This window comes from Pseudomonas sp. A, from assembly GCF_056270345.1.
Window position 1 is genome coordinate 15001 of sequence record NZ_CM149873.1, and the last position, 26862, is coordinate 41862.

Annotated in this window: 26 protein-coding genes; 17 read left to right on the forward strand and 9 right to left on the reverse strand. The window is 67.0% G+C overall.

Annotated elements, in window-relative coordinates; genetic code table 11:
• Window positions 1-84: 84 nt before the first annotated feature.
• Both AC0MAZ_RS00045 and aptA read right to left on the reverse strand, forming a co-directional pair.
• Entirely contained in the window at window positions 85-1578 is a 1494-nt protein-coding gene (locus AC0MAZ_RS00045) for a CoA-acylating methylmalonate-semialdehyde dehydrogenase (RefSeq protein ID WP_279884499.1), read from the reverse strand.
• 71 nt (window positions 1579-1649) lie between these two features.
• Entirely contained in the window at window positions 1650-2996 is a 1347-nt protein-coding gene (aptA, locus tag AC0MAZ_RS00050) for an omega-aminotransferase AptA (RefSeq protein ID WP_203650409.1), read from the reverse strand.
• 119 nt (window positions 2997-3115) lie between these two features.
• On the opposite strand from aptA, the gene AC0MAZ_RS00055 reads away from it, so the two are divergent.
• The 5 genes from AC0MAZ_RS00055 to AC0MAZ_RS00075 all read left to right on the forward strand — a co-directional run bounded on the left by AC0MAZ_RS00055 (window position 3116) and on the right by AC0MAZ_RS00075 (window position 7535).
• Window positions 3116-4033: a LysR family transcriptional regulator gene (locus AC0MAZ_RS00055; protein WP_234562993.1), complete on the forward strand. Its 918-nt coding sequence runs from the start codon at window positions 3116-3118 to the stop codon at window positions 4031-4033.
• 85 nt (window positions 4034-4118) lie between these two features.
• Entirely contained in the window at window positions 4119-4781 is a 663-nt protein-coding gene (locus AC0MAZ_RS00060; protein WP_023629633.1) for a TetR/AcrR family transcriptional regulator, read from the forward strand.
• Window positions 4782-4790: 9 nt separating this feature from the next.
• Complete coding sequence (locus AC0MAZ_RS00065) at window positions 4791-5375, forward strand: IMPACT family protein (RefSeq protein ID WP_198744448.1); 585 nt, start codon at window positions 4791-4793, stop codon at window positions 5373-5375.
• Window positions 5376-5810: 435 nt separating this feature from the next.
• A complete protein-coding gene (locus AC0MAZ_RS00070; protein ID WP_475859716.1) occupies window positions 5811-6497 on the forward strand; it encodes an SDR family oxidoreductase in 687 nt (228 codons plus the stop codon).
• A gap of 87 nt (window positions 6498-6584) precedes the next feature.
• Window positions 6585-7535 carry an adenosine deaminase gene (locus AC0MAZ_RS00075; protein WP_203650402.1) on the forward strand — a complete coding sequence of 317 codons (951 nt, stop codon included), beginning with the start codon at window positions 6585-6587 and terminating at the stop codon, window positions 7533-7535.
• Here AC0MAZ_RS00075 and AC0MAZ_RS00080 read toward each other — a convergent pair.
• On the reverse strand, window positions 7532-8242 hold the full coding sequence (locus AC0MAZ_RS00080) for a transcriptional regulator (RefSeq protein WP_475859718.1): 711 nt from the start codon (window positions 8240-8242) through the stop codon (window positions 7532-7534). The genes AC0MAZ_RS00075 and AC0MAZ_RS00080 overlap by 4 nt on opposite strands.
• A 490-nt stretch (window positions 8243-8732) precedes the next feature.
• Between AC0MAZ_RS00080 and AC0MAZ_RS00085 the strand changes: the two genes are divergently transcribed.
• On the forward strand, window positions 8733-8930 hold the full coding sequence (locus tag AC0MAZ_RS00085; protein WP_082337625.1) for a hypothetical protein: 198 nt from the start codon (window positions 8733-8735) through the stop codon (window positions 8928-8930).
• Here the strand turns inward: AC0MAZ_RS00085 and AC0MAZ_RS00090 are convergent.
• Together AC0MAZ_RS00090 and AC0MAZ_RS00095 are read right to left on the reverse strand one after the other, a co-directional pair.
• Window positions 8881-10062 carry a multidrug effflux MFS transporter gene (locus AC0MAZ_RS00090; RefSeq protein WP_198744452.1) on the reverse strand — a complete coding sequence of 394 codons (1182 nt, stop codon included), beginning with the start codon at window positions 10060-10062 and terminating at the stop codon, window positions 8881-8883. The genes AC0MAZ_RS00085 and AC0MAZ_RS00090 overlap by 50 nt on opposite strands.
• 248 nt (window positions 10063-10310) lie before the next feature.
• Window positions 10311-10508, reverse strand: coding sequence for a heavy-metal-associated domain-containing protein (locus AC0MAZ_RS00095; RefSeq protein ID WP_028691383.1), 198 nt, complete (start codon window positions 10506-10508; stop codon window positions 10311-10313).
• A gap of 146 nt (window positions 10509-10654) precedes the next feature.
• Here AC0MAZ_RS00095 and AC0MAZ_RS00100 point away from each other — a divergent pair, with 146 nt between their 5' ends.
• The 3 genes from AC0MAZ_RS00100 to cueR are packed head-to-tail and all read left to right on the forward strand — an operon-like array spanning window position 10655 to window position 13896.
• Window positions 10655-11041 carry a hypothetical protein gene (locus tag AC0MAZ_RS00100; protein WP_203650397.1) on the forward strand — a complete coding sequence of 129 codons (387 nt, stop codon included), beginning with the start codon at window positions 10655-10657 and terminating at the stop codon, window positions 11039-11041.
• A 54-nt stretch (window positions 11042-11095) separates the two neighbouring features.
• A complete protein-coding gene (locus AC0MAZ_RS00105; protein ID WP_475859721.1) occupies window positions 11096-13495 on the forward strand; it encodes a heavy metal translocating P-type ATPase in 2400 nt (799 codons plus the stop codon).
• Complete coding sequence (gene cueR / locus AC0MAZ_RS00110; RefSeq protein ID WP_050703630.1) at window positions 13492-13896, forward strand: Cu(I)-responsive transcriptional regulator; 405 nt, start codon at window positions 13492-13494, stop codon at window positions 13894-13896. Before AC0MAZ_RS00105 ends, cueR begins: the two co-directional genes overlap by 4 nt.
• Window positions 13897-14086: 190 nt before the next feature.
• On the opposite strand, the gene AC0MAZ_RS00115 is transcribed toward cueR, so the two are convergent.
• Complete coding sequence (locus AC0MAZ_RS00115; protein ID WP_050703629.1) at window positions 14087-14863, reverse strand: AraC family transcriptional regulator; 777 nt, start codon at window positions 14861-14863, stop codon at window positions 14087-14089.
• 191 nt (window positions 14864-15054) lie between these two features.
• Window positions 15055-16332 (reverse strand): acetyl-CoA C-acetyltransferase, encoded by a 1278-nt coding sequence (locus AC0MAZ_RS00120; RefSeq protein ID WP_475859723.1) that lies wholly within the window; start codon window positions 16330-16332, stop codon window positions 15055-15057.
• Between the two features lie 115 nt (window positions 16333-16447).
• Here AC0MAZ_RS00120 and AC0MAZ_RS00125 point away from each other — a divergent pair, with 115 nt between their 5' ends.
• The 7 genes from AC0MAZ_RS00125 to AC0MAZ_RS00155 all read left to right on the forward strand — a co-directional run bounded on the left by AC0MAZ_RS00125 (window position 16448) and on the right by AC0MAZ_RS00155 (window position 23206).
• Window positions 16448-17800: a 3-oxoacyl-ACP reductase gene (locus tag AC0MAZ_RS00125; RefSeq protein WP_475859725.1), complete on the forward strand. Its 1353-nt coding sequence runs from the start codon at window positions 16448-16450 to the stop codon at window positions 17798-17800.
• A gap of 2 nt (window positions 17801-17802) precedes the next feature.
• Window positions 17803-18654: a MaoC family dehydratase gene (locus AC0MAZ_RS00130; protein ID WP_234562291.1), complete on the forward strand. Its 852-nt coding sequence runs from the start codon at window positions 17803-17805 to the stop codon at window positions 18652-18654.
• A 56-nt stretch (window positions 18655-18710) separates the two neighbouring features.
• A complete protein-coding gene (locus tag AC0MAZ_RS00135; protein WP_203650387.1) occupies window positions 18711-19016 on the forward strand; it encodes a MazG-like family protein in 306 nt (101 codons plus the stop codon).
• Window positions 19013-19762, forward strand: coding sequence for a methyltransferase (locus tag AC0MAZ_RS00140; RefSeq protein WP_475859727.1), 750 nt, complete (start codon window positions 19013-19015; stop codon window positions 19760-19762). Before AC0MAZ_RS00135 ends, AC0MAZ_RS00140 begins: the two co-directional genes overlap by 4 nt.
• Before the next feature lie 20 nt (window positions 19763-19782).
• Complete coding sequence (locus tag AC0MAZ_RS00145; RefSeq protein ID WP_203650385.1) at window positions 19783-20415, forward strand: DUF4136 domain-containing protein; 633 nt, start codon at window positions 19783-19785, stop codon at window positions 20413-20415.
• Window positions 20416-20434: 19 nt separating this feature from the next.
• Window positions 20435-20995, forward strand: coding sequence for a DUF4136 domain-containing protein (locus tag AC0MAZ_RS00150; protein ID WP_475859729.1), 561 nt, complete (start codon window positions 20435-20437; stop codon window positions 20993-20995).
• A 258-nt stretch (window positions 20996-21253) separates the two neighbouring features.
• Window positions 21254-23206: a pilus assembly protein TadG-related protein gene (locus AC0MAZ_RS00155; protein ID WP_475859731.1), complete on the forward strand. Its 1953-nt coding sequence runs from the start codon at window positions 21254-21256 to the stop codon at window positions 23204-23206.
• Here AC0MAZ_RS00155 and AC0MAZ_RS00160 read toward each other — a convergent pair.
• Window positions 23191-25827, reverse strand: a complete 2637-nt coding sequence (locus AC0MAZ_RS00160; RefSeq protein ID WP_475859732.1) for a PAS domain-containing sensor histidine kinase — start codon at window positions 25825-25827, stop codon at window positions 23191-23193. The genes AC0MAZ_RS00155 and AC0MAZ_RS00160 overlap by 16 nt on opposite strands.
• Window positions 25824-26267, reverse strand: coding sequence for a TadE/TadG family type IV pilus assembly protein (locus AC0MAZ_RS00165; protein ID WP_203650371.1), 444 nt, complete (start codon window positions 26265-26267; stop codon window positions 25824-25826). The genes AC0MAZ_RS00160 and AC0MAZ_RS00165 overlap by 4 nt, the downstream gene beginning before the upstream one ends.
• Before the next feature lie 75 nt (window positions 26268-26342).
• Between AC0MAZ_RS00165 and AC0MAZ_RS00170 the strand changes: the two genes are divergently transcribed.
• Window positions 26343-26813, forward strand: a complete 471-nt coding sequence (locus tag AC0MAZ_RS00170) for an A24 family peptidase (protein WP_028691368.1) — start codon at window positions 26343-26345, stop codon at window positions 26811-26813.
• Window positions 26814-26862: the final 49 nt, after the last annotated feature.

Here is a 26862-nt window from a genome sequence, read left to right on the forward strand (position 1 = left end):
CCTGCCAGCCCCGACACCTATATAAAGCAGCCCAAAAAGCAAAGCGGGGCGGCCTCTCGGCCGCCCCGCTTTCACCCCTGCGCCTTACAAGCTCGGGAACGCAAACTGCGAAGCCTCATGGCTGGCCCGCTGTGGCCAACGCTGGGTGATCGCCTTGCGACGGGTATAGAAGCGCACACCGTCCGGGCCATAGGCATGCAGGTCGCCGAACAGCGAACGCTTCCAGCCACCGAAGCTGTGGTACGCCACCGGCACCGGCAGCGGTACGTTGACCCCAACCATGCCCACTTCGATCTCGTCGCAGAACAAGCGCGCCGCCTCACCGTCACGGGTGAAGATGCAGGTACCGTTGCCGTACTCGTGCTCGTTGATCAGCTGCATGGCCTGTTCCAGGCTGTTCACCCGCACCACGCACAGCACCGGGCCGAAGATCTCTTCCTTATAGATGCGCATCTCGGGGGTGACCTTGTCGAACAGGGTGCCGCCGACAAAATAGCCATCCTCATTACCGGCCACACGGTAGCCACGACCATCGACCACCAGCTTGGCGCCAGCAGCAACGCCGTCATCGATGTAACCCACCACCTTGTCACGCGCGGCGGCGGTCACCAGCGGCCCCATGTCCAGGCCACAGGCAGTGCCGGCACCGATCTTCAGCGCCTTGATCTGCGGTTCCAGCTTGGCGATCAGCGCATCGGCCACCTGGTCGCCGACACACACAGCCACCGAAATGGCCATGCAGCGTTCGCCACAGGAACCGTAGGCCGCGCCCATCAGCGCGCTGACGGCGTTGTCCAGGTCGGCGTCGGGCATCAGCACCGCATGGTTCTTCGCGCCACCCAGGGCCTGGACGCGCTTGCCGCGCTTGGTGCCCTCGGCATAGATGTACTCGGCGATCGGGGTCGAACCGACGAAGCTCAGGGCCTTGACCTCTGGCGCCTCGATCAGCGCATCGACCGCTTCCTTGTCGCCATGCACGACGTTGAGGATGCCCTTCGGCAGGCCGGCCTCCAGCAGCAGCTGGGCGATATACAGGGTCGAGCTCGGATCGCGCTCGGACGGCTTGAGGATGAAGGCGTTGCCGCAGGCGATGGCCAGCGGGTACATCCACAGCGGCACCATGGCCGGGAAGTTGAACGGGGTGATGCCGGCGACGATGCCCAGCGGCTGGAAGTCGGACCAGGCGTCGATGTTCGGGCCGACGTTGCGGCTGTACTCACCCTTGAGCAGTTCAGGGGCGGCGCAGGCGAACTCGACGTTCTCGATGCCACGCTTGAGCTCGCCAGCGGCGTCCTCCACGGTCTTGCCGTGCTCCTCGCTGATCATCTGCGAGATCTTCGCCTCGTTCTGCTCCAGCAACTGCTTGAAGCGGAACATCACCTGGGCGCGCTTGGCCGGCGGGGTGTTGCGCCAGGCCGGGAAGGCGGCCTTGGCCGAATCGATGGCCTGCTGGACGGTGGCGCGGCTGGCCAGTTCGACCTTGCGCACGGCCTGGCCGGTGGACGGGTTGAAGACATCGGCGGTGCGCTCGCCCTTGGTGACCAGCTCGCCGTGGATCAGGTGCTGAACAATGCTCATGCAGAACTCCAGATAAAGAAGGTGGAAGCGGGCGCGTGGTACTCACGCGCCCGACATCGAATTCAGAAAAGTCAGTCGACCTTGTTCAGGGCTTCGCCCACCGCGTCGAACAGGCGATCCAGTTCCTGCGGCTGGGTGTTGAAAGTCGGCCCGAACTGCAGGGTGTCGCCACCGAAGCGCACATAGAAGCCGGCTTGCCACAGTTTCATGGCCGCCTCGTACGGACGGACGATGGCGTCACCGTCGCGCGCGGCGATCTGGATGGCGCCGGCCAGGCCGTAGTTGCGAATGTCGACGACGTTCTTCGTGCCCTTCACACCGTGCAGCAGCTTCTCGAAGTGCGGCGCCAGGTCGGCGGCGGACTGCACCAGGTTTTCCTTCTGCAGCAGGTCCAGTGCGGCGATGCCGGCGGCGCAGGCGACCGGGTGCGCCGAGTAGGTGTAGCCGTGGGGGAATTCCACCGCGTACTCGGGGGTCGGCTGGTTCATGAAGGTCTGGTAGATCTCGCTGGTGGCGATCACCGCGCCCATCGGGATGGCGCCGTTGGTGACCTGCTTGGCGATGCACATCAGGTCCGGGGTGACGCCGAAGGCTTCGGCGCCGGTCATCGCGCCCATGCGGCCGAAGCCGGTGATGACTTCGTCGAAGATCAGCAGGATGTTGTGCTGCGTGCAGATCTCACGCAGACGCTTCAGGTAACCCTTCGGCGGTGGCAGCACGCCGGCGGAACCGGCCAGTGGCTCGACGATCACTGCGGCGATGTTCGAGGCATCGTGCAGTTCGATCAGTTTGAGCATCTCGTCGGCCAGGGCGATACCGCCCTCTTCCGGCATGCCCTTGCTGAAGGCGTTGACCGGCAGCACGGTATGAGGCAGGTGGTCGACGTCCAGCAGCTGGCCGAACATCTTGCGGTTGCCGTTGACGCCGCCCAGGCTGGTGCCGGCGATGTTCACACCGTGGTAACCACGGGCACGGCCGATGATCTTGGTCTTGGTGGCCTGGCCTTTCAGGCGCCAGTAGGCACGGACCATCTTCAGCGCGGTGTCGGCGCACTCGGAGCCGGAGTTGGTGTAGAACACGTGGTTCAGGTCACCTGGCACCAGGTCGACGATCTTCTCGGCCAGCTGGAACGACAGCGGGTGGCCGAACTGGAAGGCCGGCGAGTAGTCGAGCGTGGCCACCTGGCGAGCCACCGCTTCGCTGATTTCCTTGCGGGTATGCCCGGCGCCGCAGGTCCACAGCCCCGACAAAGCGTCGAAGATCTTGCGGCCCTTGTCATCGACCAGGTAGTTGCCTTCAGCTGCCACGATCAGCCGCGGGTCGCGCTGGAAGTTGCGGTTGGCGGTGTACGGCATCCAGTGGGCGTCCAGCTTGAGCTGGCTGGCCAGACCGGCCTGGGCGGTTTCGGGCATGTTCATCGGGCGATTCCTCGGAAGACGATTAGGCAACGATGGGTGTTGTTGCAGCTAAATTGTCACGGCGATAAAGTTCGAAAAACCCAGCATTTCTAATCTTCAGTCAGCGGATAACTAAACTAATGAGCCGACGCCCCGATCCCCTCGCCCAGGTCAGCGATTTCGACATCCGCCTGCTGAAAATCTACCGCAGCGTCGTCGAATGCGGCGGTTTCTCGGCAGCGGAAAACGTACTGGGGATCGGCCGCTCGGCGATCAGCCAGCAGATGAACGACCTCGAGCAACGCCTGGGTCTGCGTCTGTGCCAACGCGGCCGCGCCGGTTTTTCGCTGACCGAGGAAGGCCGCGAGGTCTACCATTCGGCGCTGCAACTGCTCAGCGCCCTGGAAACCTTTCGCACCGAAGTGAACGGCCTGCACCAGCACCTGCGCGGCGAACTGAACATCGGCCTCACCGACAACCTGGTGACCCTGCCGCACATGCGCATCACCCATGCCCTGGCCGAACTGAAGGACCGCGGCCCGGACGTGCGCATCCAGATCCGCATGATCGCGCCGAGCCAGGTCGAGCAGGGCGTGCTCGACGGCAGCCTGCATGTCGGCGTGGTGCCGCAGACCAGCCCGCTCTCGGGGCTTGAGTACCAGCCGCTGTACAGCGAACGCTCGCTGCTCTACTGCGCGGTCGGCCATCCACTGTTCTATGCCGACGACCAGCAGATCGACGACGATCGCCTCAATGGCCAGGACGCGATCGCCCCGACCTTCCGCCTGCCGGCCGACATCCAGGCCCATTACCAGGCCCTGCGCTGCACCGCCAGTGCCTCGGACCGCGAAGGCATGGCCTTTCTCATCCTGACCGGACGCTACATCGGCTACCTGCCCGACCATTACGCGATGTTCTGGGTGCAGCAGGGACGCCTGCGTGCGCTCAAGCCCGCCCAGCGCTTCTATGACCTGGGCCTGAGTTGGGTGACCCGCAAGGGCCGCCGGCCGAACCTGGTGCTGGAAAGCTTCCTCGAGAGCCTGGCTGCGACACGTTGATACGCATCTGTACCGCTAATGCTTGTCACTTCGGCACAGGCAGGTAATCTGTCGGACATCCGTAACGACCCGCCCGGAATCGTCCATGACCCTAGAAGTCCCTGCGCATCGCTCCCCCGCCTCGGGCAAGCCCGCCGGCCGCATTCGCCAGAAGAACGAACAGGCCATCATCCAGGCCGCCGAAGACGAGTTCGCCCGGCACGGCTACAAGGGCACGAGCATGAACACCATCGCGCTCAAGGCCGGGCTGCCCAAGGCCAACCTGCACTACTACTTCACCAACAAGCTGGGCCTGTACATCGCGGTGCTGAGTAACATCATCGAGCTGTGGGACAGCACCTTCAACGCCCTGAGCGTGGAGGACGACCCGGCCGAAGCGCTCAGCCAGTACATCCGCACCAAGATGGAGTTCTCCCGGCGCAACCCACAGGCCTCGCGGATCTTCGCCATGGAAGTGATCAGCGGCGGCGAATGCCTGAGCGAGTACTTCAGCGCCGACTACCGCGAATGGTTCCGCGGTCGGGCCGCGGTGTTCCAGGCCTGGATGGACGCCGGCAAGATGGACCGGGTGGACCCCGTGCACCTGATCTTCCTGCTCTGGGGCAGCACCCAGCACTACGCCGACTTCGCCACCCAGATCTGCCAGGTGACCGGACGCAGCCGGCTGACCAAGCAGGACATGGAAGACGCCAGCAACAACCTTATCCACATCATTCTCAAAGGCTGCGGCATCAGCACGCCCGCCTGACCCGGACTTATGCCTTCTACCCTGCTCGAGCTCTGCGAGTTCCGCGAGGACATCCGCAAGAGCCGCTTCATCACCCTCGCCGGCCCGATCAGCAGCCCGGCCGAGGCCATGGCCTTCATCGAACGCCACAGCGACCTGGCGGCCACCCACAACTGCTGGGCCTGGAAGCTCGGCGGCCAATACCGCAGCAGCGACGACGGCGAGCCTGGTGGTACGGCCGGGCGCCCGATCCTGGCCGCCATCGAGGCCCAGGACTGCGACCAGGTGGTGGTCCTGGTGATCCGCTGGTACGGCGGCATCCAACTGGGCACCGGCGGCCTGGCCCGGGCCTATGGCGGCGGCGCCAACAAGTGCCTGCAGCAGGCGCCCAAGCGCTTGCTGGTACAGCGCAGCGAGTTCACCTGCAGCTGCACCTTCAGCGAACTGGCGCTGGTCAAGCTGCGCCTGGGCGAAGTCGACGGCCTGGTGCTGGACGAGCAGTTCACCGCCAACGGCGTCGATCTGCGCATCGCCCTGGGTGACAGCCATCTCGAGGTGCTGCAGCAGCAGCTCGCCGACCTGAGCCGTGGGCGCATCCTGCTGGAACGGGCCTGAGCATTGCCCACAACTACTGTGGGCCTGCCTGTGGATAAGCTTGGGGCATTCCGATACAGGCCTTGTGCGGCAAGGCCTGTAGAGCATTGAGCATATTTTGATCACAATTGTGTGACACAGACCCAAGTCACTGAAAGCCGATGAGTTATCCCCAGGCGTCAGCGCCATCATGCCCTGGAGCGAATATTTCCAGGCCGCTGCGCTTGCACACAATTACTGTGGAGCAGCCTGTGGATAACCCGTGAACCACCCTGCCAGACCCCGGCTCCACCGGCCTTTCATACCATCGATCATTTTTTGATCAGTGGTGACGGGGCAACCGACCGGAAGCTGGTTTATGCTCGTCACCCAGGCCTTCCCCTGCGGAGGGCAATCTCCCCCGCTGTCGCGCGGTGAGCGAAACCGCTCGCCCCGCCCTTGATATGGAGTATCGCTATGACCGCCAACAAGAACGCCCTGATCATCGGGGCCTCCCGAGGCCTTGGCCTGGGCCTGGTGCAACGCCTGCGCGAAGATGGCTGGAACGTAATCGCCACCGTGCGCGATCCGCAAAATCCGGGTGCGCTGGGCGAAGTCTCCGGGGTGCGCATCGAGCGCCTGGAGATGAACGACACTGCCCAGCTCGACGGGCTCAAGCAGCGCCTGCAAAGTGAAGTGTTCGACCTGGTGTTCGTCAACGCCGGGGTGATGGGCCCGCTGCCGCAAGACCTGGAAAGCGTGCAGGTACAACAGATCGGCGAGCTGTTCATGACCAACGCCGTGGCGCCGATCCGTGTGGCCCGCCGCCTGGCCGGCCAGGTACGCGAAGGCAGCGGCGTACTGGCGTTCATGAGCTCGATCCTGGGCAGCGTGACCATCCCCGACGGTGGCGAAGTCTGCCTGTACAAGGCCAGCAAGGCCGCGCTCAACTCGATGATCAACAGCTTCGTGGTCGAGCTGCAGCGCCCCGACCTGGCCGTGCTGGCCATGCACCCGGGCTGGGTGAAGACCGACATGGGCGGCGAGAACGCCGAGATCGACGTGCTCACCAGCACCCGTGGCATGCTCGAGCAGGTCAAGGCCCAGAGCGGCAATGGCGGCCTGCGCTTCATCAACTACAAGGGCGAGACGCTCATCTGGTAATCCCGGGCGATGCAGGCCTGGGTGGGCGCATTGCCCGGCCAGGCCCTGTAGAATGGCGGCCAACCGTACCTGATCGAGATTGCACACATGTATGAATGGCTGAACGCCTTGCCCAAGGCGGAACTGCACATGCACCTGGAGGGCTCGCTGGAGCCCGAACTGCTGTTCGCCCTGGCCGAACGCAACAAGATCGCCCTGCCCTGGGCGGACGTCGAGACCCTGCGCAGCGCCTACGCCTTCAACAACCTGCAGGAGTTCCTCGATCTCTACTACCAGGGCGCCGATGTCCTGCGCACCGAGCAGGACTTCTACGACCTGACCTGGGCCTACCTGCAACGCTGCAAGGCGCAGAACGTTATCCACACCGAACCCTTCTTCGACCCGCAGACCCACACTGACCGGGGCATTCCGTTCGAGGTGGTGCTCGATGGCATCAACCGGGCCTTGAAGGATGGTCGCGAGCAGTTGGGCATCAGCAGTGGCCTGATCCTCAGCTTCCTGCGCCACCTGAGTGAAGACGAAGCGCACAAGACCCTGGACCAGGCCCTGCCGTTCCGCGACGCCTTCATCGCCGTGGGCCTGGACAGCTCGGAGCAAGGCCATCCGCCAAGCAAGTTCCAGCGCGTGTTCGACCGCGCCCGCAGCGAAGGCTTCCTGACCGTGGCCCACGCGGGCGAGGAAGGCCCGCCCGAGTACATCTGGGAAGCCCTCGACCTGCTGAAGATCCAGCGGATCGACCACGGCGTGCGCGCCATCGAGGACGAGCGCCTGATGCAGCGCATCATCGACGAGCAGATCCCGCTGACCGTCTGCCCGCTATCCAACACCAAACTGTGCGTGTTCGAACACATGGGCCAGCACAACATCCTCGACATGCTCGAGCGTGGCGTGAAGGTCACGGTCAACTCCGATGATCCGGCCTACTTCGGTGGCTATGTCACCGAGAACTTCCACGCCCTGCACCAGCACCTGGGCATGACCCAGGACCAGGCACGCCGCCTGGCGCAGAACAGCCTGGACGCACGGCTGGTCCGTTAGCCGACCTGCCGGGCCGGGAGGCAGGCGATCGCGTTGATTTGCTGCTGGCCGAGCGGTGTGAGCTGTACCGCCCGGCTGCCTTCCTGCTCACGCACCCAACCCGACTGGGTGAACAAGCGGAGCAGGGCCTTGCCCAGGCAACCGCCCAGGTGCGGGCCCTGATCGTTCCATTTGCTGCAATGGCAGATCACGCAGCCGTGCCGGTCACCGGCGGCCAACGCGTCGATGAACACCCCCAGCGCCTCCAGGTGCTCCTTGCCCTCCTGGCTCACCGACAGGTACTGCTCGTTTCCTTCCAGCCAACCGGCTACATGCAGGCGGTGGAGCAGCGCGGCGGCCACTTCGCCGCCCAGGTGGTCGCCACACAGGCGCGCTTTGCGCATCGACAGGGGAATCTGCAGCGTCGTGCCCTGCTCTGCAGGTATGCGGGTCGCCAGTTGAACGCTGGCCAGCGCCTCCACCGCAGTGCCGACTTCCGGCGCGGCCAGGCGGAAGAAGCGCTTGCGGCCACGCGCCTCGTGCCTGAGCAGCCCGGCACTGGACAACAATGACAGATGCGCGCAGGCCGACGAGGTGCTCAGCCCGGTGAGTACGGCAAGCTCGTCCGCCGCACGCGGGGTGCCATCGATCAACGCCCACAACATGGCGCTGCGCTTGGGATCGGCCATCAGGTTGGCGACCTGACTGATGCTGCGGACTGCGTTCATGAACCTGAAGCTCCCTGTTGAATCCCGCCTGCTGGCGAACGCTGCAGATGCCCTGCCTCCGGTGTGGGCAAGCGCGGGATGGTTCGTGTGCCGGAGGGTGGACGCCAGCCCCGGGAAACGCTCATCCCGCGCTGGTCACCGGAGGCAGTATAAGCCGCTGGAGGGTGCTCGCCGTGAGGGAGGCATGCCCCGGATGGGTCGGGATTTGCCTCCCCCAAAACGTTCTGAAAGATGCGTCTGTCAGAGTGACAGACGGCTGATTCTGCTCATCCCCCGTACTACCGTGGCTCTAGCGGGAACGAGGCTGACAGTCGCTATCAGGGGGGTCGATGCATCTGACAAGGAGGGGGAAAATTTCCGTCTTGCAAAACAGAACGTCTCCCTACTTCAGACCGTCATGACCGTCAGTCAGGGGACTGATCCCGGTCATGGCACGGGCCGGGGGCGGCGCTACACTAGATCCGCTCCCGCTCACTGGAGGTGGATCGCGATGAAGATTGTCGTCAGTGCGTCGAACCGGAATCCCGCCTGCCCCTGGCAGGTCCAGCTCGACCAGCATGTGGTGAGTTTCCGTAGCGAGGCCGAGGCGCGATCGTTCGTCGCCCTGCTGGAGGCGCGTCTCAACGCGCCCCACCCGCTCACGCAGGCCGGCTGGCCTGCAGGCGCCGGGTCAGCATTGCGACACTGACCACCAACGCGCCGCACAGGCTGATCACCAGCGCCATGGGCACCGCGCTGCCGTCGTGCAGCACCCCGACCAGCGCCGCCGCGCCCGCGGCGACGCTGAACTGCAGGCAGCCCATCAGGGCCGAGGCGCTGCCCGCCCGCGTACCTTGCCCGCTCATGGCACAGGCCGAGGCATTGGGGATGATGCAGCCGAGGCTGGCGATGCACACGAACAGCGGCACCAGTAATGGCCAGAGCTGTGCCGGGCGCAACGCCGCGACCACCAGCAGCGCCAGCGCCGCCACCAGGTACAACCATACCGCCCGCGCCAGCAGGAATGCCGGGCCGCGCTTGGCCAGCAGCCGCGCATTGACCTGGGCCATCAGGATGAAGCCGGCGGCGTTGGTGCCGAACAGCCAACCGTAGTGCTCGGGCGGCACGCCGTAAAGCTTGATGAATACGAACGGCGAACCGGCGATGTAGGCGAACATCCCGGCGATAGCGATGCCGCCGGTCAGCGCATGGCCGACGAACACTCGGTCGCCGAGCAGGCTCAGGTACTGGCGCAGCGCGCCCGACAGCGGCTGGCGTGGAATATGGGCCGGCAGGCTCTCCGGCAAGCCCAGGCCGACCGCCAGCAGGCACGCGGCGCTGAACAGGCCCAGGGCGAGGAAGATCGATTGCCAGCCGGCCACGTTGACCAGCACGCCACCGAGCATCGGCGCGAGGATCGGCGCCAGGCCCATCACCAGCATCAACTGCGAGAACACCTTGGCCGAGGCCACCGCGTCGCACTTGTCGCTGACGATCGCCCGCGACAGCACCATCCCGGCGCAACCGCCCAGAGCCTGGACGAAACGCGCCAGGATCAGGCTGTCGAGATTGGGCGCATAGGCGCAGGCCAGCGATGCCACGGTGAACAGGCCGACCCCGAACAGCAGCGGCAGGCGCCGGCCGAAACGGTCGGCCACCGGCCCGTAGGCGAGCTGGCCCAGGGACAGGCCGAGGAAGTAGGCGGCCAGGGTGGCCTGCACATGCTTTTCGTCGGTGCCGAAGGCATGCGCCATGGCCGGGAAGGCCGGCAGATAGAAGTCGATCGCCAGAGGCCCGAACGCACTGAGGGCGCCGAGAATCAGCAAGGTTCGCAGGTTCATGGAGAATCCATAGCAGGCTAAGCAAGTTTGCTAGTCTACCTGCACTGGATCGCCCGGCGTTGAAAACCTTTGTAATAATTGATCCTGCGTGTCCTGTAGGAAAAGGCAGAAAACAGGGTTGCAGCAGGATCGGCGTGGGAGGATCTGCGTGGGAGCGGGCTTGCCCCGCGATGAGGCCACCCAGGCCAACATCATTGCCTGTTCTGGCGCTATCGCGGGGCAAGCCCGCTCCTACAGAGGTCGCCTTTTCAGGCCACTTCGGCTTGATACCCCTCTTCACGAATCGCCGCCAGGATCTGATCCGCCGCCAGGGCACTTTCCACCCGCACCTGCCGCGCCGCCAGGTCCACTTCCACCCGCGCCGCCGCATCCTGCTCCTGCACCGCCCGGGTCACGCCCTTCACGCAATGGCCACAGGTCATGCCTTGCACATTGAACACTTGCATCGAGGTTGCCTCCTTGTGGGTTTTGCCCAGTCTCAGCCTTGCCATCGGGGCAAGGTCAAGTTCCGCGGAAAACGGCCGGGCTGGAAATCCGCGCGCGGCTCGGCCAAGCTGCGCCTTTGACGATTTTGGCAAGCAGGAGATTTTTCATGATCAGGGCAGCATTGGGCCTCGTCGGATTGCTGGGCGCACTGGCCGTCGTGCCACCGGTCAGCGCCGAGGGCAATTCGGACTACAGCGTGCTGATCATTTCCCGGGAACGCCTGGAAGTGGCCACCAGCTGCGAGATCGGCATCTACCTCAACGACCAGTTGTCCGGTCGCCTGTTCCAGGAGCAGGCGACTTCGTTCAACCTGCCGCCGGGCCCGGTGGATGTACGCCTGCGCCTGCTGCCAGGGCAGGTACCCGGCTGCGCGCCGGGCGTCGAGGACCAACGCAGCACGCGCCTGACCCTGCAGGCGGGCCAGATCAACAAGTACCGCATTGCGATGGGGCAAAATGGCCTGGTGCTGAAGCGAGCCGGCCTGGGCTATTGACCTTGCCCGCATGGCAAGGTTGATGCTGGAGGCCAGTCCACGGAGGAGAGAGCCATGCCCGCATCCACCACCTTCGACCTGCCGATCGCCGGCATGACCTGCGCCAGTTGCGCAGGTCGGGTCGAACGCGCCCTGCGCAAGGTCACCGGTACCGAACACGTCAGCGTCAACCTCGCCACCGAGCAGGCCCGGGTCCAGGCCCCGGCCGACAGCCTGCCGGCACTGGTCGGCGCGGTGCGCGACGCCGGTTACAGCGTCCCCACCCGCACCCTCGAACTGCAGATCGGCGGCATGACCTGCGCCAGTTGCGCCGGCCGGGTCGAGCGCGCCCTCGGCAAGCTGCCGGGGGTCGAGCAAGTCAGCGTCAACCTGGCCAGCGAACGCGCCCACCTCGAAGTGCTCGAGGGCGTCGACGACGGCGCGCTGATCGCCGCGGTCGAGAAGGCCGGCTACAGCGCCACCCTGCCGCGTACTCCCCACGATGACCAGGCCCAGGCCCGACGCCGCCTGCGCAACGAACGCCTGGCGGTCGGCGCCGCCCTGCTGCTGGCCCTGCCACTGGTGCTGCCGATGCTGGTGCAACCCTTCGGCCTGCACTGGATGCTGCCGGCCTGGGCGCAGTTCCTGCTGGCCACCCCGGTGCAGTTCATCCTTGGCGCGCGCTTTTATGTCGCCGCCTGGAAGGCCGTGCGCGCCGGTGCCGGCAACATGGACCTGCTGGTCGCCCTGGGCACCAGCGCCGGCTACGGCCTGAGCCTGTACCAATGGGCCAATGCCCACACCGGCATGGAACCGCACCTGTATTTCGAAGCCTCGGCGGTGGTGATCGCCCTGGTGCTGCTGGGCAAGTACCTGGAAAGCCGCGCCAAGCGCCAGACCGCCAGCGCCATCCGGGCACTGGAAGCCCTGCGCCCGGAACGCGCCGTGCGGGTGGTCGAGGGGCGCGAGGAAGACGTCGCCATCAGCCAGCTGCGCCTGGAGGATGTGGTGCTGGTCAAGCCCGGCGAGCGCTTCCCGGTCGATGGCCAGGTGCTCGAAGGCAGCAGCCATGCCGATGAAGCCCTGATCAGTGGCGAAAGCCTGCCGGTGCCCAAGCAGCCCGGCGACGCGGTGACCGGTGGCGCCATCAACGGCGAAGGCCGTTTGCTGGTGAAGACCCTGGCGCTGGGCACCGAGACCGTGCTCGCCCGCATCATCCGCCTGGTCGAGGACGCCCAGGCGGCCAAGGCGCCGATCCAGAAGCTGGTCGACCGGGTCAGCCAGGTGTTCGTCCCCGCGGTGCTGGTACTGGCCCTGGTCACCCTGGTCGGCTGGTGGCTGGCCGGCGCACCGCTGGAAACCGCGCTGATCAACGCCGTCGCCGTGCTGGTGATCGCCTGCCCCTGCGCCCTGGGCCTGGCCACGCCCGCCGCGATCATGGCCGGCACCGGCGTCGCCGCCCGCCACGGTATCCTGATCAAGGACGCCGAAGCGCTGGAGCGCGCGCATGCGGTCAACCGCGTGGTGTTCGACAAGACCGGCACCCTCACCTCCGGCAGCCCGCGCATCGTCCATCAAAAGGCCAGCAGCGGCGACGACAACGAACTGCTGCGCCTGGCCGGTGCCCTACAACGTGGCAGCGAACACCCCTTGGCCAAGGCGGTGCTCGATGCCTGCGCCGAACGCGATCTTGACGTACCGCAAGTGGCCGACAGCCAGTCCCTCACCGGCCGTGGCATCGCCGGCCAGGTGGATGGCCGCGAGCTGGCCCTGGGCAACCGCCGCCTGCTCGACGAGAGCCGGTTGGTGCCGGGCGAATTGGCGGCCAGCGCCCAGGCCTGGGAGGCCGAGGGCCGTACCTTGTCCTGGTTGATCGAGCGTGGCAGCCAGCCCCGCGTGCTGGGCCTGTTCGCCTTTGGCGACAGCCTCAAGCCCGGCGCCGGCCAGGCCATCGCCGACTTGCATGCGCGCCACATCAGCAGCCACCTGCTGACCGGCGACAACCGCGGCAGCGCCAAGGTGGTGGCCGAGGCCCTCGGCATCGACGACGTGCACGCCGAAGTGCTGCCGGCGGACAAGGCGGCCACGGTGGCCGCACTCAAGCAGCAGGGCGTGGTGGCCATGGTCGGCGACGGCATCAACGATGCCCCGGCGCTGGCGGCCGCCGATATCGGCATCGCCATGGGCGGTGGCACCGACGTGGCCATGCAGGCGGCCGGCATCACCCTGATGCGCGGCGACCCGCGCCTGGTGCCCGCCGCCCTGGAGATCAGCCGCAAGACCTACGCGAAGATCCGCCAGAACCTGTTCTGGGCATTCATCTACAACCTGATCGGCATCCCCCTGGCCGCGCTGGGCTACCTCAATCCGGTGCTGGCCGGCGCCGCCATGGCGCTGTCCAGCGTCAGCGTGGTGAGCAATGCCCTGTGGCTGAAGACCTGGAAACCCACCGCCATCGACCAGGAGGCCCCATGAACATCGGCCAGGCCGCCCGCCGCAGCGGGCTCAGCGCCAAGATGATCCGCTACTACGAGTCCATCGGCCTGCTGCGTCCCGCCACGCGCAGCGAAAGCGGCTACCGGCTGTACCAGCAGGAGGACCTGCACAGCCTGGCGTTCATCAAGCGCTCGCGCGACCTGGGTTTTTCCCTGGAGGAAGTCGCCAGGCTGCTGACCCTGTGGCAGGACCGCCAGCGCGCCAGCGCCGACGTGAAGGCCCTGGCCATGCAGCATATCGAGGCGCTGAACAAGCGCATCGAGGAGCTGGTGAGCCTGCGCGACACCCTTGGCGAGCTGGTGGCCCACTGCCAGGGCGATGACCGGCCGGATTGTCCGATCCTCAAGGACCTGGCCAATGGCAGCGGGTGCTGTCACTGACGGCGGCCACTCATGAAGAAACACGCAACCCATTGATTTAGCTTGACCCTGTGGGAGCGGGTTTACCCGCGAAGAATCCAGCGCGGTGTATGGCACCGGCTCCGCCGGTGTTCGCGGGCAAGCCCGCTCCCACAGGATAAGCGACTCTCTCTCGGGTGTTATTCCCTGCGCGACAGCGCAAGGCAATCTCTTACAGGCGCAGCTCCCCCGGGGTCGCGCCGAACAGCTGGCGGAATGCGGCGATATAGGCCGAGGTCGAGTCATACCCGCAGCCCAGCGCGGCCTGGGTGACGCTCTCCCCGGCCTCCAGCAGCGCCAGCGACGACAGCAGGCGCATGCGCTGGCGCCAGTTGCGAAAGCTCAGGCCTGTCTCGCGCTGGAACAGGCGCATCAGGGTCTTTTCCGACACCCCGAGTTGCACCGCCCACTGCTGCAGGGTCTGGGGCTGGTCGGGGGCGGCGATCAAGCCGTTGCACAACGCCAGCAGGCCCGGGTGGCGCGGCAGCGGCAGCGAGAATCCCACCTGCGGCAGGGTGCGCAACTGGTCCAGCAACACAGCCACCAGCCGCGCCTCGGCACTGTCGCCTTCCGGGTAGTTCACCGCGAAGGTGCAGAACTGCTTGATCAGCTCCCGCGCCAGCGGCGTGACCTCCAGTACCCGGCATTCGCCCGGCGCCCAGGGGCAGGCGTCGCGGCGCACGTACAGGCTGCGCATCTCGGCCTGCATCGAGGTCAGCACTTCATGTTCGGTGCCGGCGGGGATCCACACGCCCCACTGTGGCGGGGCGAAGTAGCTGCCATCGCTGGTGTAGACGCCAAGCACGCCGCTGATGGCGTAGGAAAACTGCACCCAGTCGTGCTGGTGACGAGTAGTCCAGGACCCGGCGCCCAGGCTCTCGGCACGGGCGTAGAGCGGTCTGGGCAGGTGGTCCAGGGCGGGGATGGGACGTGGTCCGGTGATCGACATGTTGAGGCCTGGTGTCTCGGGTCGGACAAGGGTACCAGCCAACTGATGGAACAACACAAGACGCAAGGATTTAATCGGAACGGCGTGGGAGCGGGCTTGCCCCGCGATCCGTATCGCGGGGCAAGCCCGCTCCCACGCTGGTGATGCTTGCCGGTGCGAAAGCGAAGCCAGCTTATTTCCGAGACAGGGCACTAGCGCTCGACGATCGCCGTCACTCCCTGCCCGCCCGCCGCGCAGATCGAGATCAGCCCACGTCCCTTGCCACGCTCGCCCAGCAGCTTGGCCATGTTCGCCAGTATCCGCCCTCCCGTCGCCGCGAATGGATGCCCCGCAGCCAGCGAGCTGCCCTTCACGTTCAGCCTGGCGCGATCGATCGACCCCAGCGGCCCTTCGAGCCCCAGGCGCGTGCGGCAGTAGTCGGTATCCTCCCAGGCCTTGAGGGTGCACAGCACCTGGGCGGCGAAAGCTTCGTGGATCTCGTAGAAGTCGAAATCCTGCAAGGTCAGGCCATTGCGCGCCAGCAGCCGCGGCACCGCGTACACCGGTGCCATCAGCAGGCCTTCCTGGCCGTGGACGAAATCGACCGCCGCCGCCTCGCCGTCCACCAGGTAGGCCTGCACCTTCAAGCCCTGCGCCTCGGCCCAGGCCTCGCTGCCGAGCAACACCAGCGAGGCGCCATCGGTCAGCGGCGTGGAATTGCCCGGTGTCAGCGTGCCCAGACCACTGCGCTCGAACACCGGCTTGAGCTTGGCCAACTGCTCCAGGGTCAGGTCGGCGCGCAGGTTGTTGTCCCGGGTCAGGCCAAGGTAGGGCGTGAGCAGATCGTCGTGCCAGCCCTCGCGGTAGGACGCCGCCAGGTGCTGGTGGCTGAGCAGTGCCAGTTCATCCTGCTCCTCGCGGCCGATCTGCCAGGTCTGCGCCATGCGCTCGCAATGCTCGCCCATCGAAAGCCCCGTGCGCGGCTCGCCATTGCGCGGCAGCTCGGGCTTGAGCAGGCCCGGGCGCAGTTTCAAAAAGGGCTTGAGACGTTCGCCGAGGCTCTTGCCGCGGTTGGCCTGCAGCAGGACCTGCCGCAGCCCTTCGCTCACGGCGATAGGCGCGTCCGAGGTGGTGTCGACACCCCCGGCAATGCCACTGTCGATTTGCCCCAGGGCAATCTTGTTGGCCACCAGCAACGCGGCTTCCAGGCCGGTGCCGCAGGCCTGCTGGATGTCGTAGGCCGGCGTCTGCGGCGACAGCCTTGAGCCGAGCAAGCACTCGCGGGTCAGGTTCATGTCACGCGAATGCTTGAGCACCGCGCCGGCCGCCACCTCGCCCAGGCGCAGGCCGTGCAGCCGGTAACGCTCCACCAGGCCTTCGAGGGCCGCCGTGAGCATCGCCTGGTTGCTGGCCTTGGCGTAGGCGCCGTTGGAGCGGGCGAAGGGAATCCGGTTGCCACCCAGGATTGCGACCCGGCGAATTGACTGCATGCCTGTTCCTCCTGAAACAATTTGAGCCTTAAGCCTAGGTTCTTTTCACGCATCCGAACGACCCTGCCACAAACTTGGTCCACACTTGCATGCTTGCCTTCAGGGAGAACCGTACATGAGCGACCGCTATCTGGGCTTTGCCAACTCCACCCTCGGACGAAAACTGGTCGATGCCCTCGGCCTGCCCCGCCCGGTGCCGCTGGAGCGCTGGCAGGCCGGACGCCTGCGCCCCATCGAGGGCGCGCTGGTGCTGGGCGGCGGGCCGCTGGCAGGCCAGGTGGCGGCGATCGCCCCGCGTCTGACGGCCGACTGCTACGGCTTCGGCAGCCAAGCGCTCGAGGCCCCCGCCTGGGTCGCGGGTCTCGGGCCGAAGCTCAAGGCGGTGGTGTTCGATGCCAGTCACCTGTCCGACAGCGATGACCTCAAGCAGTTGCGCGAATTTTTCCAACCCCTGCTGCGCAGCCTGGCCTCCAGCGCCCACGTGGTGATCCTCGGGCGTGCGCCAGAAGCCGTGGTCGATGCGCAGGCCAGCGTCGCCCAGCGCGCCCTCGAAGGCTTCAGCCGCTCGCTGGCCAAGGAGCTGCGTTATGGCGCCACGGCCAACCTGCTGTATGTCGCCGAAGGCGCCGAAAGCCAGCTCGAGGGCGCGCTGCGCTTCTTCCTTTCGCCCAAGAGCGCGTTTGTTTCCGGCCAGGTCCTGCGCTTGGCGCCCTGCGCCGCCCAGGTACAGGACTGGACTCGGCCGCTGGCCGGCCGTCACGCGCTGGTCACCGGCGCCGCCCGGGGTATCGGTGCGGCGATTGCCGAGACCCTGGCCCGGGACGGCGCCGAGGTGACGCTGCTCGATGTGCCCCAGGCCCAGCGCGACCTTGACGCCCTCGCCGCGCGCCTGGGTGGCCGTGCCCTGGCGCTGGACATCTGCGCCGCCGATGCCGCCGCGCAGTTGCTCGAAGCCCTGCCCCAGGGCCTGGATATCGTCGTGCACAACGCCGGCATCACCCGCGACAAGACCCTCGCCAACATGACCCCGGAGTACTGGGACGCGGTGCTGGCCGTCAACCTCAAGGCGCCCCAGGTGCTGACCGAGGCGCTGTTCGAGGGCGGCAAGCTGCACGCGGATGCGCGCATCACCCTGCTCGCCTCGGTCAGCGGCATCGCCGGCAACCGTGGCCAGTCCAACTATGCGGCCAGCAAGGCCGGGTTGATCGGCTTCGCCCAGGCCTGGGCGCCACGCCTGGCCGAACAGGGCGCCAGCATCAACGCCGTGGCGCCGGGCTTCATCGAGACGCACATGACCGCGGCCATGCCCATGGGCCTGCGCGAGGCCGGCCGGCGCCTGAGCTCGCTGGGCCAGGGCGGCTTGCCGCAGGACGTCGCCGAAGCCATCGCCTGGCTCAGCCAGCCAGGCTCGGGCGCGGTCAATGGCCAGGCCCTGCGGGTCTGCGGCCAGGCCTTGATGGGAGCCTGACCATGACCCGACCCTGGCACGACCTGCACAGCCCCGACTCACGGCTAAGCCTGTACCTGCGCGCCCTCGGCAAACGCAAGATCCGTGGCAGCCAGCTGCCGGAGCAGGGCCTGCGCTGCTTCCTGCGGGTCGATCCCGCCAACCTGGCGGCCTACCGCCGGCTCTGCCACTTCGCCGACGACGGCCGCCTGCCGGGTACCTACCCGCACATCATGGCCTTCAGCTTGCAACTGCAGCTGCTCACCGCCGAGGCGTTTCCCTTCCCGCTGCTGGGGCTGGTGCACCTGCACAACAGCCTGCAGGTGCTGCGCCCCCTGGGCGGCATCGACGGGCTGCGCTTCGCGGTGTATGCCGACAACCTGCAGCCCCATGAAAAGGGCGGCACCTTCGACCTGGTGACCGAGGCCGAGGACGGCCTCGGCCTGCTCTGGCGCGAGACCAGCCGCATGCTGGTGCGCGGCCTCAAGCTTGACGCGCCAGTGGCCGACCTGACCGAAACGACGCCCGCCGCGCTGCCCGAGGCGACCCGCTGGTATGCCGACGGCGATATCGGCCGGCGCTACGCCAGGGTCTGCGGCGACTACAACCCGATCCACCTGAGCAGCCTCACGGCACGCCTGTTCGGCTTCCCCAGGGCCATCGCCCACGGCATGTGGAGCAAGGCCATGGCGCTGGCGGCCTTGCAGGGGCACCTGCCCAAGACCGGGTATGCCTTCGCGGTGGACTTCCACAAGCCGGTGCGCTTGCCTTCGGAGGTGATACTGAGCGCCAGCGAGGCGGGGCCGAGCGGCGAGCTGCGCCTGGATGGCCACGGCGGGCTGCTGCATATGCTCGGCAGCTGGCGCACGCTCTGATCGGGCTTGCTTTGCAAGGCACCTCGCCGGAAGCTATGCGCCACGAGGAGACCCCGATGAACCTGCAAGAACTGACCGAACGCCTGCACCGCATCCGCGACACCAACGACTGGCGGGTGTTCCACAGCCCGAAGAACCTGGCCATGGCCGCCAGCGTCGAAATGGCTGAACTGGTAGAGATCTTCCAGTGGCTGAGCGAGGACCAGTCCCGCCAGCTGCCCGCCGACAAACTCGCCCATGCCGGTCAGGAAGTGGGCGATATCGTCCTTTACCTGTTGCTGCTGTGCAGCGAACTGGGCCTGGACATGGACGAGGTGGTGCGGGCCAAGCTCGCCGACAGCGAGAGGCGCTTCGGCAAATGAACGACCGTCACTTCGATGAACTGGCCAGCCGCTTCGCCGAGAAGATCTATGGCGGCGCCAAGGGCGCCATCCGCCTGGCGGTGCTCCAGGCCGACCTGGCTGAAGCCCTGCCCGACCGTCAGCTGCGGGTGCTCGACATCGGCGCGGGCCTCGGCCACATGGCCCTGTGGCTGGCCCAGCGCGGCCACCAGGTAACCCTTGCCGAACCCGCCGCGCCGATGCTCGACGGTGCCCGCGCGCGCTTCGCCGAGGCCGGCCAACAGGCGACCTTCATCCAGGCGCCCTGGCAGGACCTGCTCGGCCAGCTCACCGAGCCGTACGACCTGGTGCTGTGCCACGCGGTGCTCGAATGGCTGGCCGAGCCCGAGAGCATCCTGCCGGTCCTGCATCAACTGACCGCGCCGGGTGGCTGGTTGTCGCTGGCCTTCTACAACCGCGACGCGCTGGTCTACCGCAACCTGCTCAAGGGGCATTTCCGCAAGCTGCGGCACAATCGCCTGGCCGGTGAAAAGCAGAGTCTCACGCCACAGAAACCACTTGATCCGCGCGAGCTCAAGGCGCAACTTGAAGCTCTGTGGAAGGTCGAAAGCGAGAGCGGTGTACGGGTATTCCACGACTACATGCCCAAGGAGTTCCAGGACAAGGCCGAGCTGCTCGATCTGCTGGAGATGGAACTGGCGCACCGCCGCCATCCCAGCTTCGCCGGCCTGGGCCGCTACCTGCACTGGATGTGCCGCCCCCACTGACCCGCTTGCCAGGAGGATCCATGCCGTATCGTCTGCTCTGCCTGGCCTTGCTCCCCCTCGCCCTGGCCGCCTGCCAGGGCAGCAACCCCTATGTCGCCAGCGGCAAGCCGCTGCCCCCGGCGCCGCCCCAGGCCGCCAGGACCTTCGATGCCAGCGCCTATCCCGCGCCGGTACGCGATTACGGCCGTTATCGCAGCTGGAGCTGGCGCAACAACCAGCCACCCGGAGGCCTGGTCAACGCGACGCCGGGCCAGCTGGCCGACGCGGTGAGCGGCGCCCTCGACCAGCACGGCCTGCGCCCGGCCCACAATGCCCCCGCCGACCTGCTGGTCAGCGCCGACGTACGCCTGGAACGGCGCCTGCGCCAGGTGCGCGACTACGACTACGATCCCTACTACGGCCCCTACCCCTACGGTAGCGTCGGCTACGGTGGCTACCGCAACGGCTATGGCGGCTACGCCAGCGTGCCGATCGTGCGCACCTACGAAGTCGAAGTGATGGTGGTGCGCATCGACCTGTTCGATGCCCGCAACGGCCAGCCGGTGTGGAGCGCCAGCGCCGAAAGCGGCAGCGACAAGGACTCGCCGCGTGAACGCGAAGGCGCCCTGCGCGAGTCGGTGAGCAAGGCGATGAACGGCTATCCTCCCAGCTAACGTTCAACGGAGAACCACCATGTTGCGCCGTCTCGTTCTACTGTCCTTGGCCCTGCTGCTGGCCGCCTGTTCGAGCAACAACGTGCAGCACGACTTCGATGCCAGCCGCGATTTCGCCGCTTACCGCAGTTGGGCCTGGCTGGAGCCGGGCCTGCAATATCGCCCGGACGACCCGCGGATCAAGAGCGACCTGACCGAGCAACGCATTCGCCAGGCGGTCGCCGGCCAGCTCGACCAGCGCGGCCTGCGCCCGGTCCAGGGCAATGCCCGGGCGGATGTGAAGGTGCGCGCCTACCTGATCGTCGAGGACCGCCAGCAGCAGATCACCACCAACTACGGCGGGGCCTGGGGTGGCTACTGGGGCGGTTACTGGGGCGGACCGATGTACAACGAGACGCGCAGCGTCGACTACAAGGTGGCGACCATCCAGGTCGACCTGTTCGACGGACGTGACGGCAAACTGGTATGGCGCGGCAGCGCCGAGCAGATCATGAACAACTACCCGCCCAGCCCGCAGGAGCGCAACGCGGCGATCCAGAAGACCGTGACCCAGGTGCTGAGCAACTACCCGCCGCATTGAACCTTGTGCTGTCGCGTGGAGGACAGCGTTGCAAGCACCACCAGCGTGGGAGCGGGCTTGCCCCGCGATCACCGGCAAAGCCGGTGCCATGCACCACATCGCGGGGCAAGCCCGCTCCCACGCGGCTCCAGCCAAATCAAAGAATTTCGGTATGTTCCATAAGGGCGTAACAGCAGACAAGGCAACTTGCCATCACCTTGACTACACTCCTTGCACCGCCGCCGCGCTGCCGGGCCACAGGCCGGCAAAGGAGTGCCCGTGGTTCCCCGTTCCGCTGTGCGCCAACGCGGCGCGATCGGCCTGATGGCCGCGCTGACCATGGGCCTGGCCCTGGTGTTCATGCTCCTGACCGTCGACAGCGGCCGCCTCTACCTCGAACAACGCAAGCTGCAGCGCATCGCCGACATGGCCGCCCTGGAAGCCGCCGAACACGGCGGCGTCTGCAGCGGCAGCGGCCCACAGGCCTCCACCCTGGCCCGCACCGCGGCCACCCGCAACGGCCACTCGCCCTTCAATCCACTGATCGCCAGCTGCGGCTACCTGCGCACCGGCATCGACAACCTGCGCACCTTCAACGCCGATAACGCGCGCAACGAGGCGATCAAGGTCGAAGTCAGCAACGTGGTGGTCACCAGCGTCGCCGGCGGGGTGTACGCGCTGGTCCAGGGCGGCGCCATCGCCCGCACCACCACCCTGCGCGCCAGCGCGGTGGCCGGCAGCCCCGGGACGCCCCAGGCGCGGCTGAGCATCCGCACCACCCTGGCCACCGTCAACTCGACCCAGGGTTCGGTGCTCAACGCCCTGCTCAAGGCCCTGGGCGGCTCGGCGCAGCTCGATGTGCTGGGCTGGCAGGGCATCGCCAACACCCAGCTCGACCTGTTGAAGTACCTCGACCAGCTGGCCGTGGACCTGCACCTGGATATCGGCGACTACCAGCAACTGCTCAATGCCGACACCAGCGCCACCGTGCTGCTGCAGGCCGCGGTCAAGGTGCTGCAGCAAAGCGGCGCCGCCGTCGATGTGATAACCAACCTGGGCAAGCTGGCGGCGGACCTGCCGGTGGGCGGCCTGCAACTGGGCGAGCTGCTCGACCTGCAGAACGGCACGGCCCAGGCCGGCCTGGATGCCAGCATCCAGCTGCTGCAACTGGTGCAAGGGGTGATCCAGCTGGCAGCCAGCGAGCACGCGGTCAACGCCAACCTGCCGATCAATGTGCTCGGGCTGGTCAATGGCCGCGTGCAACTGCGGGTGATCGAGCCCCCGCAGATCTCGGCGGTGGGCGACCCGCGCACGGACGAGCTGCGCATTCATACCGCCCAGATCCGCGCATTGGTGTCACTCGACCTGCCCCTGCTGAGCGGCATCGCCGGGCTGCTCAACGCCGTGCTGGACCTGGCCGCGCCACTGACCAATGTGCTCAACAACCTGCTCAGCCTGAACCTGCTGGGCACCGTGCAGTCGCTGACCTGCGCCCTGGGCATTCCGTGCAAGGTCAGCGACATCAAGCTGCTGGACGGCCAGGTGCATATCGATATCGGCATCGAAGTGGCCGAAGGCAGCAGCCGCCTGCGCCCGGCACCACCCGACAACTACACCTGCACCCCGAAAAGCCTGACCACCCTCACCCAGCGCTCGGCGGCGAAGATCGCCATCGGCAGGTTCGATTCCCCGGCGGACTTCCTCAGCAACGGCACCACCGTGGTCAAGGCCCTGCCGGTCATCGATATCGGCACCAATGTCTGCAGCCGCCTGCTGATCCTGCCGCCGTCCTGCGGCACACGGGTGCCCTATGCCGGCGGTGGCATAGGCCTGCGGGTGGACAGCAAGCTGCTGGGCAATGGCCCGGTCGAAAAGACACTGCTGTTCAGCGGCGCCCACGCCCCGACCGAAATCGGCCAGGAACCTGCCTACCAACCCATGGACAGCGACCAGGCCCAGGTGGTGGCGAGCCTGTCCGACACCCTGGCGGGCATCCACCTGGAAGCCTACAAGCCCACCGGCAATGGCGGCCTCGGCCAGGTGCTGGTGCTCACCGCCGGACTGCTGGACGGGGTGAAGAACATCCTCGAACCGGTCATCAAGAACCTGCTCGGCCCCCTGCTCGACCCCCTGGTCAACGGCTTGCTCAAGGTGCTCGGCATCGACCTGCTCGACGCCCAGGTCGGCACCAACCTCAGTTGCGCCAGCGGCCACGCTCAACTGGTGCTGTGAAGGGGCAGCTCGACCCGCAAGCACGCGCCGTCGGCGCCGTTGTCCACGCTCAGGCGGCCTCCCATCTGGCTGACGATGCCATGGCTGACCGACAGGCCCAGCCCGGTGCCGACCCCGGCCGGCTTGGTGGTGAAGAAGGGTTCGAAGATCCGCTCGTGCAACTGCGGATCGATCCCGCCGGCGTTGTCCTCCACCAGCAGCCATAAGCATCCGCCATGCAGCGCCTGGCGTACCCGGATCCACGGCTGTGCCACCTGCTTTTCCAGCAAGGCGTCACGTGCGTTGACCATCAGGTTGATCAGCACCTGTTCCAGCTGGTCCTGGTGCCCGAGCACCTGCGCCAAGGCCTCCGGCGGTTCCAGGCGCAGCGTCACGCCCTTGCCGCGCAGGCCTTCCTCGAGCAACGCCCCGGCGCCTTCCACCGCGGCCCAGGCGGCGAAGCACTCGCGCTCGACCGCCGAGCGCCGGCCATACACCCGCATATGGTCGACCAGTCGGGCGGCGCGCTCGACCTGGGCCTCGATACGGCGCAGCTTGTCCTGCAGGTAGGCCTGATCGGCGGCGCCGTTCTCCAGGCGCTTGAGGGTGTTGGCCACCGCCATGCGCATCACGTTGAGCGGCTGGTTGATCTCGTGCAGCAGGCCGGTGGCCAGCTCGCCGAGGGTCGCCATCTTCGCGCCCTGCAGCAATTGCTGCTGGCTGCGCCGCACCTCGGTGTTGTCGCGCCCCACGGCCTGGACCTCCAGCAGGTTGCCGTCGGCGTCGAACAAGCCACGGTCGGCCCAGACCCACCAGGCGTGCTCGCGGCCGGGCAGTTGCAGGCAGATCTCCGCGCTGCTCACCGGCTGCTCCGGGGTCAGCGCCCGCAGGCGCAGGAGAAAGGCCTCGCGCTGGCCGGCAGACAGCCACTGCCCAAGGTCGGCACCCTGCAACTGCTCAGGCGTGCAGCCCAGGTAATCGCCCAAGGGTCGGTTGCCGAACAATACGGTCAGGTCCGGGCGATAGCGGCAGATCATCGCCGGCGAGTCCTCCACCAGTACGCGGTAGCGCTCCTCGCTCTGGCGCATGCGCTCGGCGGCCTCGGTGGCTTCGCTGACGTCCAGCCACAGGCCGACCACCTCCAGCGGCTGGCCGAGGTCGTCACGCAACAGGCGGGCCTCGTCGAGCATCCAGTGATAACCACCAAGGTGATCGCGCAGGCGATAGCGGCAACGCACCTGGCCATCACGCAACAGGCTGCGGGTGCGCTCCAGCCACAGCGGGCGGTCGTCCGGATGCACCGCCAGGCCCGGCTGGCGCGCCTGCTCGCTGTCGGCCGCCCAACCCAGCAACGGCGCCAGGCTGGCGCTGTAGAAGTCGCTGTGCAGTGCGCCTTCGGCATAGCGCTGCACGTAGATCACCGCGGGTGAGCGGGCGATGAGGTTCTCCAGGCGCGCACGGGCCGCGCCGGCCTGCTGCTCCTGGGCCTTGAGGGCGCTGATATCGAGCAGGAAGCCGCGCAACTGGTCGCCCCGGCCCTGGCCGGCCCAATGGAACCAGCGCGGCGGCGCCAGGGGATCGGGGTCCGGCAAACGCACGCTGAGGCTCAGCGCTTGCCCGTCACGGGCCTGGTCCAGGGCCAGTTGCGCCGGCTCGCGGTCCGCCGGGTGCAGGCGGGCGAGCCATTGGTCAAGGCTGATCCGGTTCGCCAGCCCGAGGGTCGCGGCCAGGGCCGGGTCCAGCTGCAGCTCGCCGTGCGCCGGCCATTCCCACCAACCTGCGCCCAGCTGGCGCTGCAGATCATCAAGGTGATGGGCCTGATGCTGCAGTTGCTGGCGGCGATGGCGCACCAGCAGCGGCTCGGTCAAGGTCCGCACCAGCGCCAGGGCCATGTCGACCGGGGGCGCCTGCCGCGCCCCGGCGCACAGTATCCAGGCCTCGGCCTCCAGGCCCTGGCGGCAGGGCACCAGGAACAGCGACGTACCACCGCACAGGGCGAGCAGTTCGGGGTCGTCATCAACATCGATCAGGGTATGGGCCGGCCAGCGGTCCAGGCGCTCGCGCAGCCTGCGATCGTCAGGCCAGGGCCAGGTCTCGTCGCTGCTGGCGTAATGGCGCCAGCCACCCGGCTCGCGCAGCATCAGCCGCAGCGCGGCCGCCTGCCAGTGCTCGGCCAGGCTGTGCAGCTGTTCGCGGGTCGTCTGCAGCAGGCGCTCGCTGCCGCATTCGCGCAGGGCGTGGCCGATCTCGCTGAGCAGGGGGCGCTGACGATCCCAGCGCTGTTCGCGCAACAGGTCGCCGATATCGAACAGCTGCAGCATCCAGCCCTGTTCATGGCGCTGCAGCCAGCCACGGGTGTGCAACGCATGGCCCATGACGGTGTGAAAGTCCAGGTCCAGGGGCTGGCCCTGCCAGTCGGCGGGCTGCCCTTCGAGCACCAGCCAGCTGTGGCGTTCCAGATAGTCATGCACCTGCGCGCCTGCCTGGCCGGGCAGCGCCAGCAGGCTGCGCAGCGGGCCGGCCAGGCGCAGCACCCGCGCCTGATCGTCGAGCCACAGTTGCAGGCCAATGGCCGGCGTTACCTCGGGCGTCTGGGCCGGGGCCGGCGCGGCAAACCAGCGATCGAACAGGCTACCACTCACAGTTGCAGGCTCGCCTGGGCCTGCAGCCGCGCGGGCAGCTTCGGTACGTCACCGACCACCGGCAGCACCAGGGTCGGCAGCACCCGCGTCAGGCGCGAGCGCGGGTAGTCGATCACCACCGTGAGCACCTTGTCCACACCGACCGTGACCCGGGTGTCGGTGAGCACGTTGAACCCCAACGCGTTGGGCATCCACGCCAATTGCTGGCCGATCACCTGGCGGGCCAGCCCCTGCACGTCCAGCTCAAAGGTCTGGCTGGTCGGGTCCACGGCCACGCAGCGGCGAACCGCCTCGCTGCTGGCCTGGTTGAACGACTGCAGCATCAGCATCGGCAGGGCGTAGCTGACCAACCCGTAGAACACCGCGAAAAACACCATGAATACCGCGACAAACTCGATGGCTGCCGCGCCTTTTTGCCGTCCCGCCGGGCTTGCTTTCATGATCGCGTCTACCCTGACTGTGAGACCTGTCTGAAAGCATAGAACCGTTCAACGAATAGGGATGGCAATTTGCCAATGCAAAGCATTGTTCTCCTGATGTGGCTTGCCTTGTGCACCGAACAAGATGTCCGTGAACGGCAAATCTCCAACGCCCTTACCCTCGGGGTCGCGGCGTGCGCCCTGGCCTGGCTGTTCGCCACCGGACGCAGCTGGATTGGCGCCGACGCCAGCGAGGCCGGCTGGGCCCTGGCCATCGTCATGCTGCTCACCCTGCCCGGCTACATGCTCGGCCGCTTCGGCGCCGGCGACGTCAAGCTGATGGGCGCCCTGGCCCTGGCCACCAGCCCGCAGTACGTGCTCGGCACCTTCATCGGCGCCGGGGTCACCGTGCTGGCCTGGATGTTCGGCCGGCGACGCCTGTGGACCCTGCTCAATCCCAAGGTGAAAAAGCGCCTGCAGGCGCTGGCCGAACAGGTCGGCGACAAGCAGCCCTTTGCCCCCTACGTGCTGGCCGGCTTCCTGCTGACGGCCGTCTGGATCCAATAACCGACCGGTGGGCCGCTTCGACGGGCAAGGCGCATGTACATAATTGCAA

What these genes read in the sequence shown, in the direction of transcription:
- AC0MAZ_RS00045 (WP_279884499.1), bottom strand. Translation starts at nt 1,578, where the DNA reads ATGAGCATTGTTCAGCACCTGATCCACGGCGAGCTGGTCACCAAGGGC.
- aptA (WP_203650409.1), bottom strand. Translation starts at nt 2,996, where the DNA reads ATGAACATGCCCGAAACCGCCCAGGCCGGTCTGGCCAGCCAGCTCAAG.
- AC0MAZ_RS00055 (WP_234562993.1), top strand. Translation starts at nt 3,116, where the DNA reads ATGAGCCGACGCCCCGATCCCCTCGCCCAGGTCAGCGATTTCGACATC.
- AC0MAZ_RS00060 (WP_023629633.1), top strand. Translation starts at nt 4,119, where the DNA reads ATGACCCTAGAAGTCCCTGCGCATCGCTCCCCCGCCTCGGGCAAGCCC.
- AC0MAZ_RS00065 (WP_198744448.1), top strand. Translation starts at nt 4,791, where the DNA reads ATGCCTTCTACCCTGCTCGAGCTCTGCGAGTTCCGCGAGGACATCCGC.
- AC0MAZ_RS00070 (WP_475859716.1), top strand. Translation starts at nt 5,811, where the DNA reads ATGACCGCCAACAAGAACGCCCTGATCATCGGGGCCTCCCGAGGCCTT.
- AC0MAZ_RS00075 (WP_203650402.1), top strand. Translation starts at nt 6,585, where the DNA reads ATGTATGAATGGCTGAACGCCTTGCCCAAGGCGGAACTGCACATGCAC.
- AC0MAZ_RS00080 (WP_475859718.1), bottom strand. Translation starts at nt 8,242, where the DNA reads ATGAACGCAGTCCGCAGCATCAGTCAGGTCGCCAACCTGATGGCCGAT.
- AC0MAZ_RS00085 (WP_082337625.1), top strand. Translation starts at nt 8,733, where the DNA reads ATGAAGATTGTCGTCAGTGCGTCGAACCGGAATCCCGCCTGCCCCTGG.
- AC0MAZ_RS00090 (WP_198744452.1), bottom strand. Translation starts at nt 10,062, where the DNA reads ATGAACCTGCGAACCTTGCTGATTCTCGGCGCCCTCAGTGCGTTCGGG.
- AC0MAZ_RS00095 (WP_028691383.1), bottom strand. Translation starts at nt 10,508, where the DNA reads ATGCAAGTGTTCAATGTGCAAGGCATGACCTGTGGCCATTGCGTGAAG.
- AC0MAZ_RS00100 (WP_203650397.1), top strand. Translation starts at nt 10,655, where the DNA reads ATGATCAGGGCAGCATTGGGCCTCGTCGGATTGCTGGGCGCACTGGCC.
- AC0MAZ_RS00105 (WP_475859721.1), top strand. Translation starts at nt 11,096, where the DNA reads ATGCCCGCATCCACCACCTTCGACCTGCCGATCGCCGGCATGACCTGC.
- cueR (WP_050703630.1), top strand. Translation starts at nt 13,492, where the DNA reads ATGAACATCGGCCAGGCCGCCCGCCGCAGCGGGCTCAGCGCCAAGATG.
- AC0MAZ_RS00115 (WP_050703629.1), bottom strand. Translation starts at nt 14,863, where the DNA reads ATGTCGATCACCGGACCACGTCCCATCCCCGCCCTGGACCACCTGCCC.
- AC0MAZ_RS00120 (WP_475859723.1), bottom strand. Translation starts at nt 16,332, where the DNA reads ATGCAGTCAATTCGCCGGGTCGCAATCCTGGGTGGCAACCGGATTCCC.
- AC0MAZ_RS00125 (WP_475859725.1), top strand. Translation starts at nt 16,448, where the DNA reads ATGAGCGACCGCTATCTGGGCTTTGCCAACTCCACCCTCGGACGAAAA.
- AC0MAZ_RS00130 (WP_234562291.1), top strand. Translation starts at nt 17,803, where the DNA reads ATGACCCGACCCTGGCACGACCTGCACAGCCCCGACTCACGGCTAAGC.
- AC0MAZ_RS00135 (WP_203650387.1), top strand. Translation starts at nt 18,711, where the DNA reads ATGAACCTGCAAGAACTGACCGAACGCCTGCACCGCATCCGCGACACC.
- AC0MAZ_RS00140 (WP_475859727.1), top strand. Translation starts at nt 19,013, where the DNA reads ATGAACGACCGTCACTTCGATGAACTGGCCAGCCGCTTCGCCGAGAAG.
- AC0MAZ_RS00145 (WP_203650385.1), top strand. Translation starts at nt 19,783, where the DNA reads ATGCCGTATCGTCTGCTCTGCCTGGCCTTGCTCCCCCTCGCCCTGGCC.
- AC0MAZ_RS00150 (WP_475859729.1), top strand. Translation starts at nt 20,435, where the DNA reads ATGTTGCGCCGTCTCGTTCTACTGTCCTTGGCCCTGCTGCTGGCCGCC.
- AC0MAZ_RS00165 (WP_203650371.1), bottom strand. Translation starts at nt 26,267, where the DNA reads ATGAAAGCAAGCCCGGCGGGACGGCAAAAAGGCGCGGCAGCCATCGAG.
- AC0MAZ_RS00170 (WP_028691368.1), top strand. Translation starts at nt 26,343, where the DNA reads ATGCAAAGCATTGTTCTCCTGATGTGGCTTGCCTTGTGCACCGAACAA.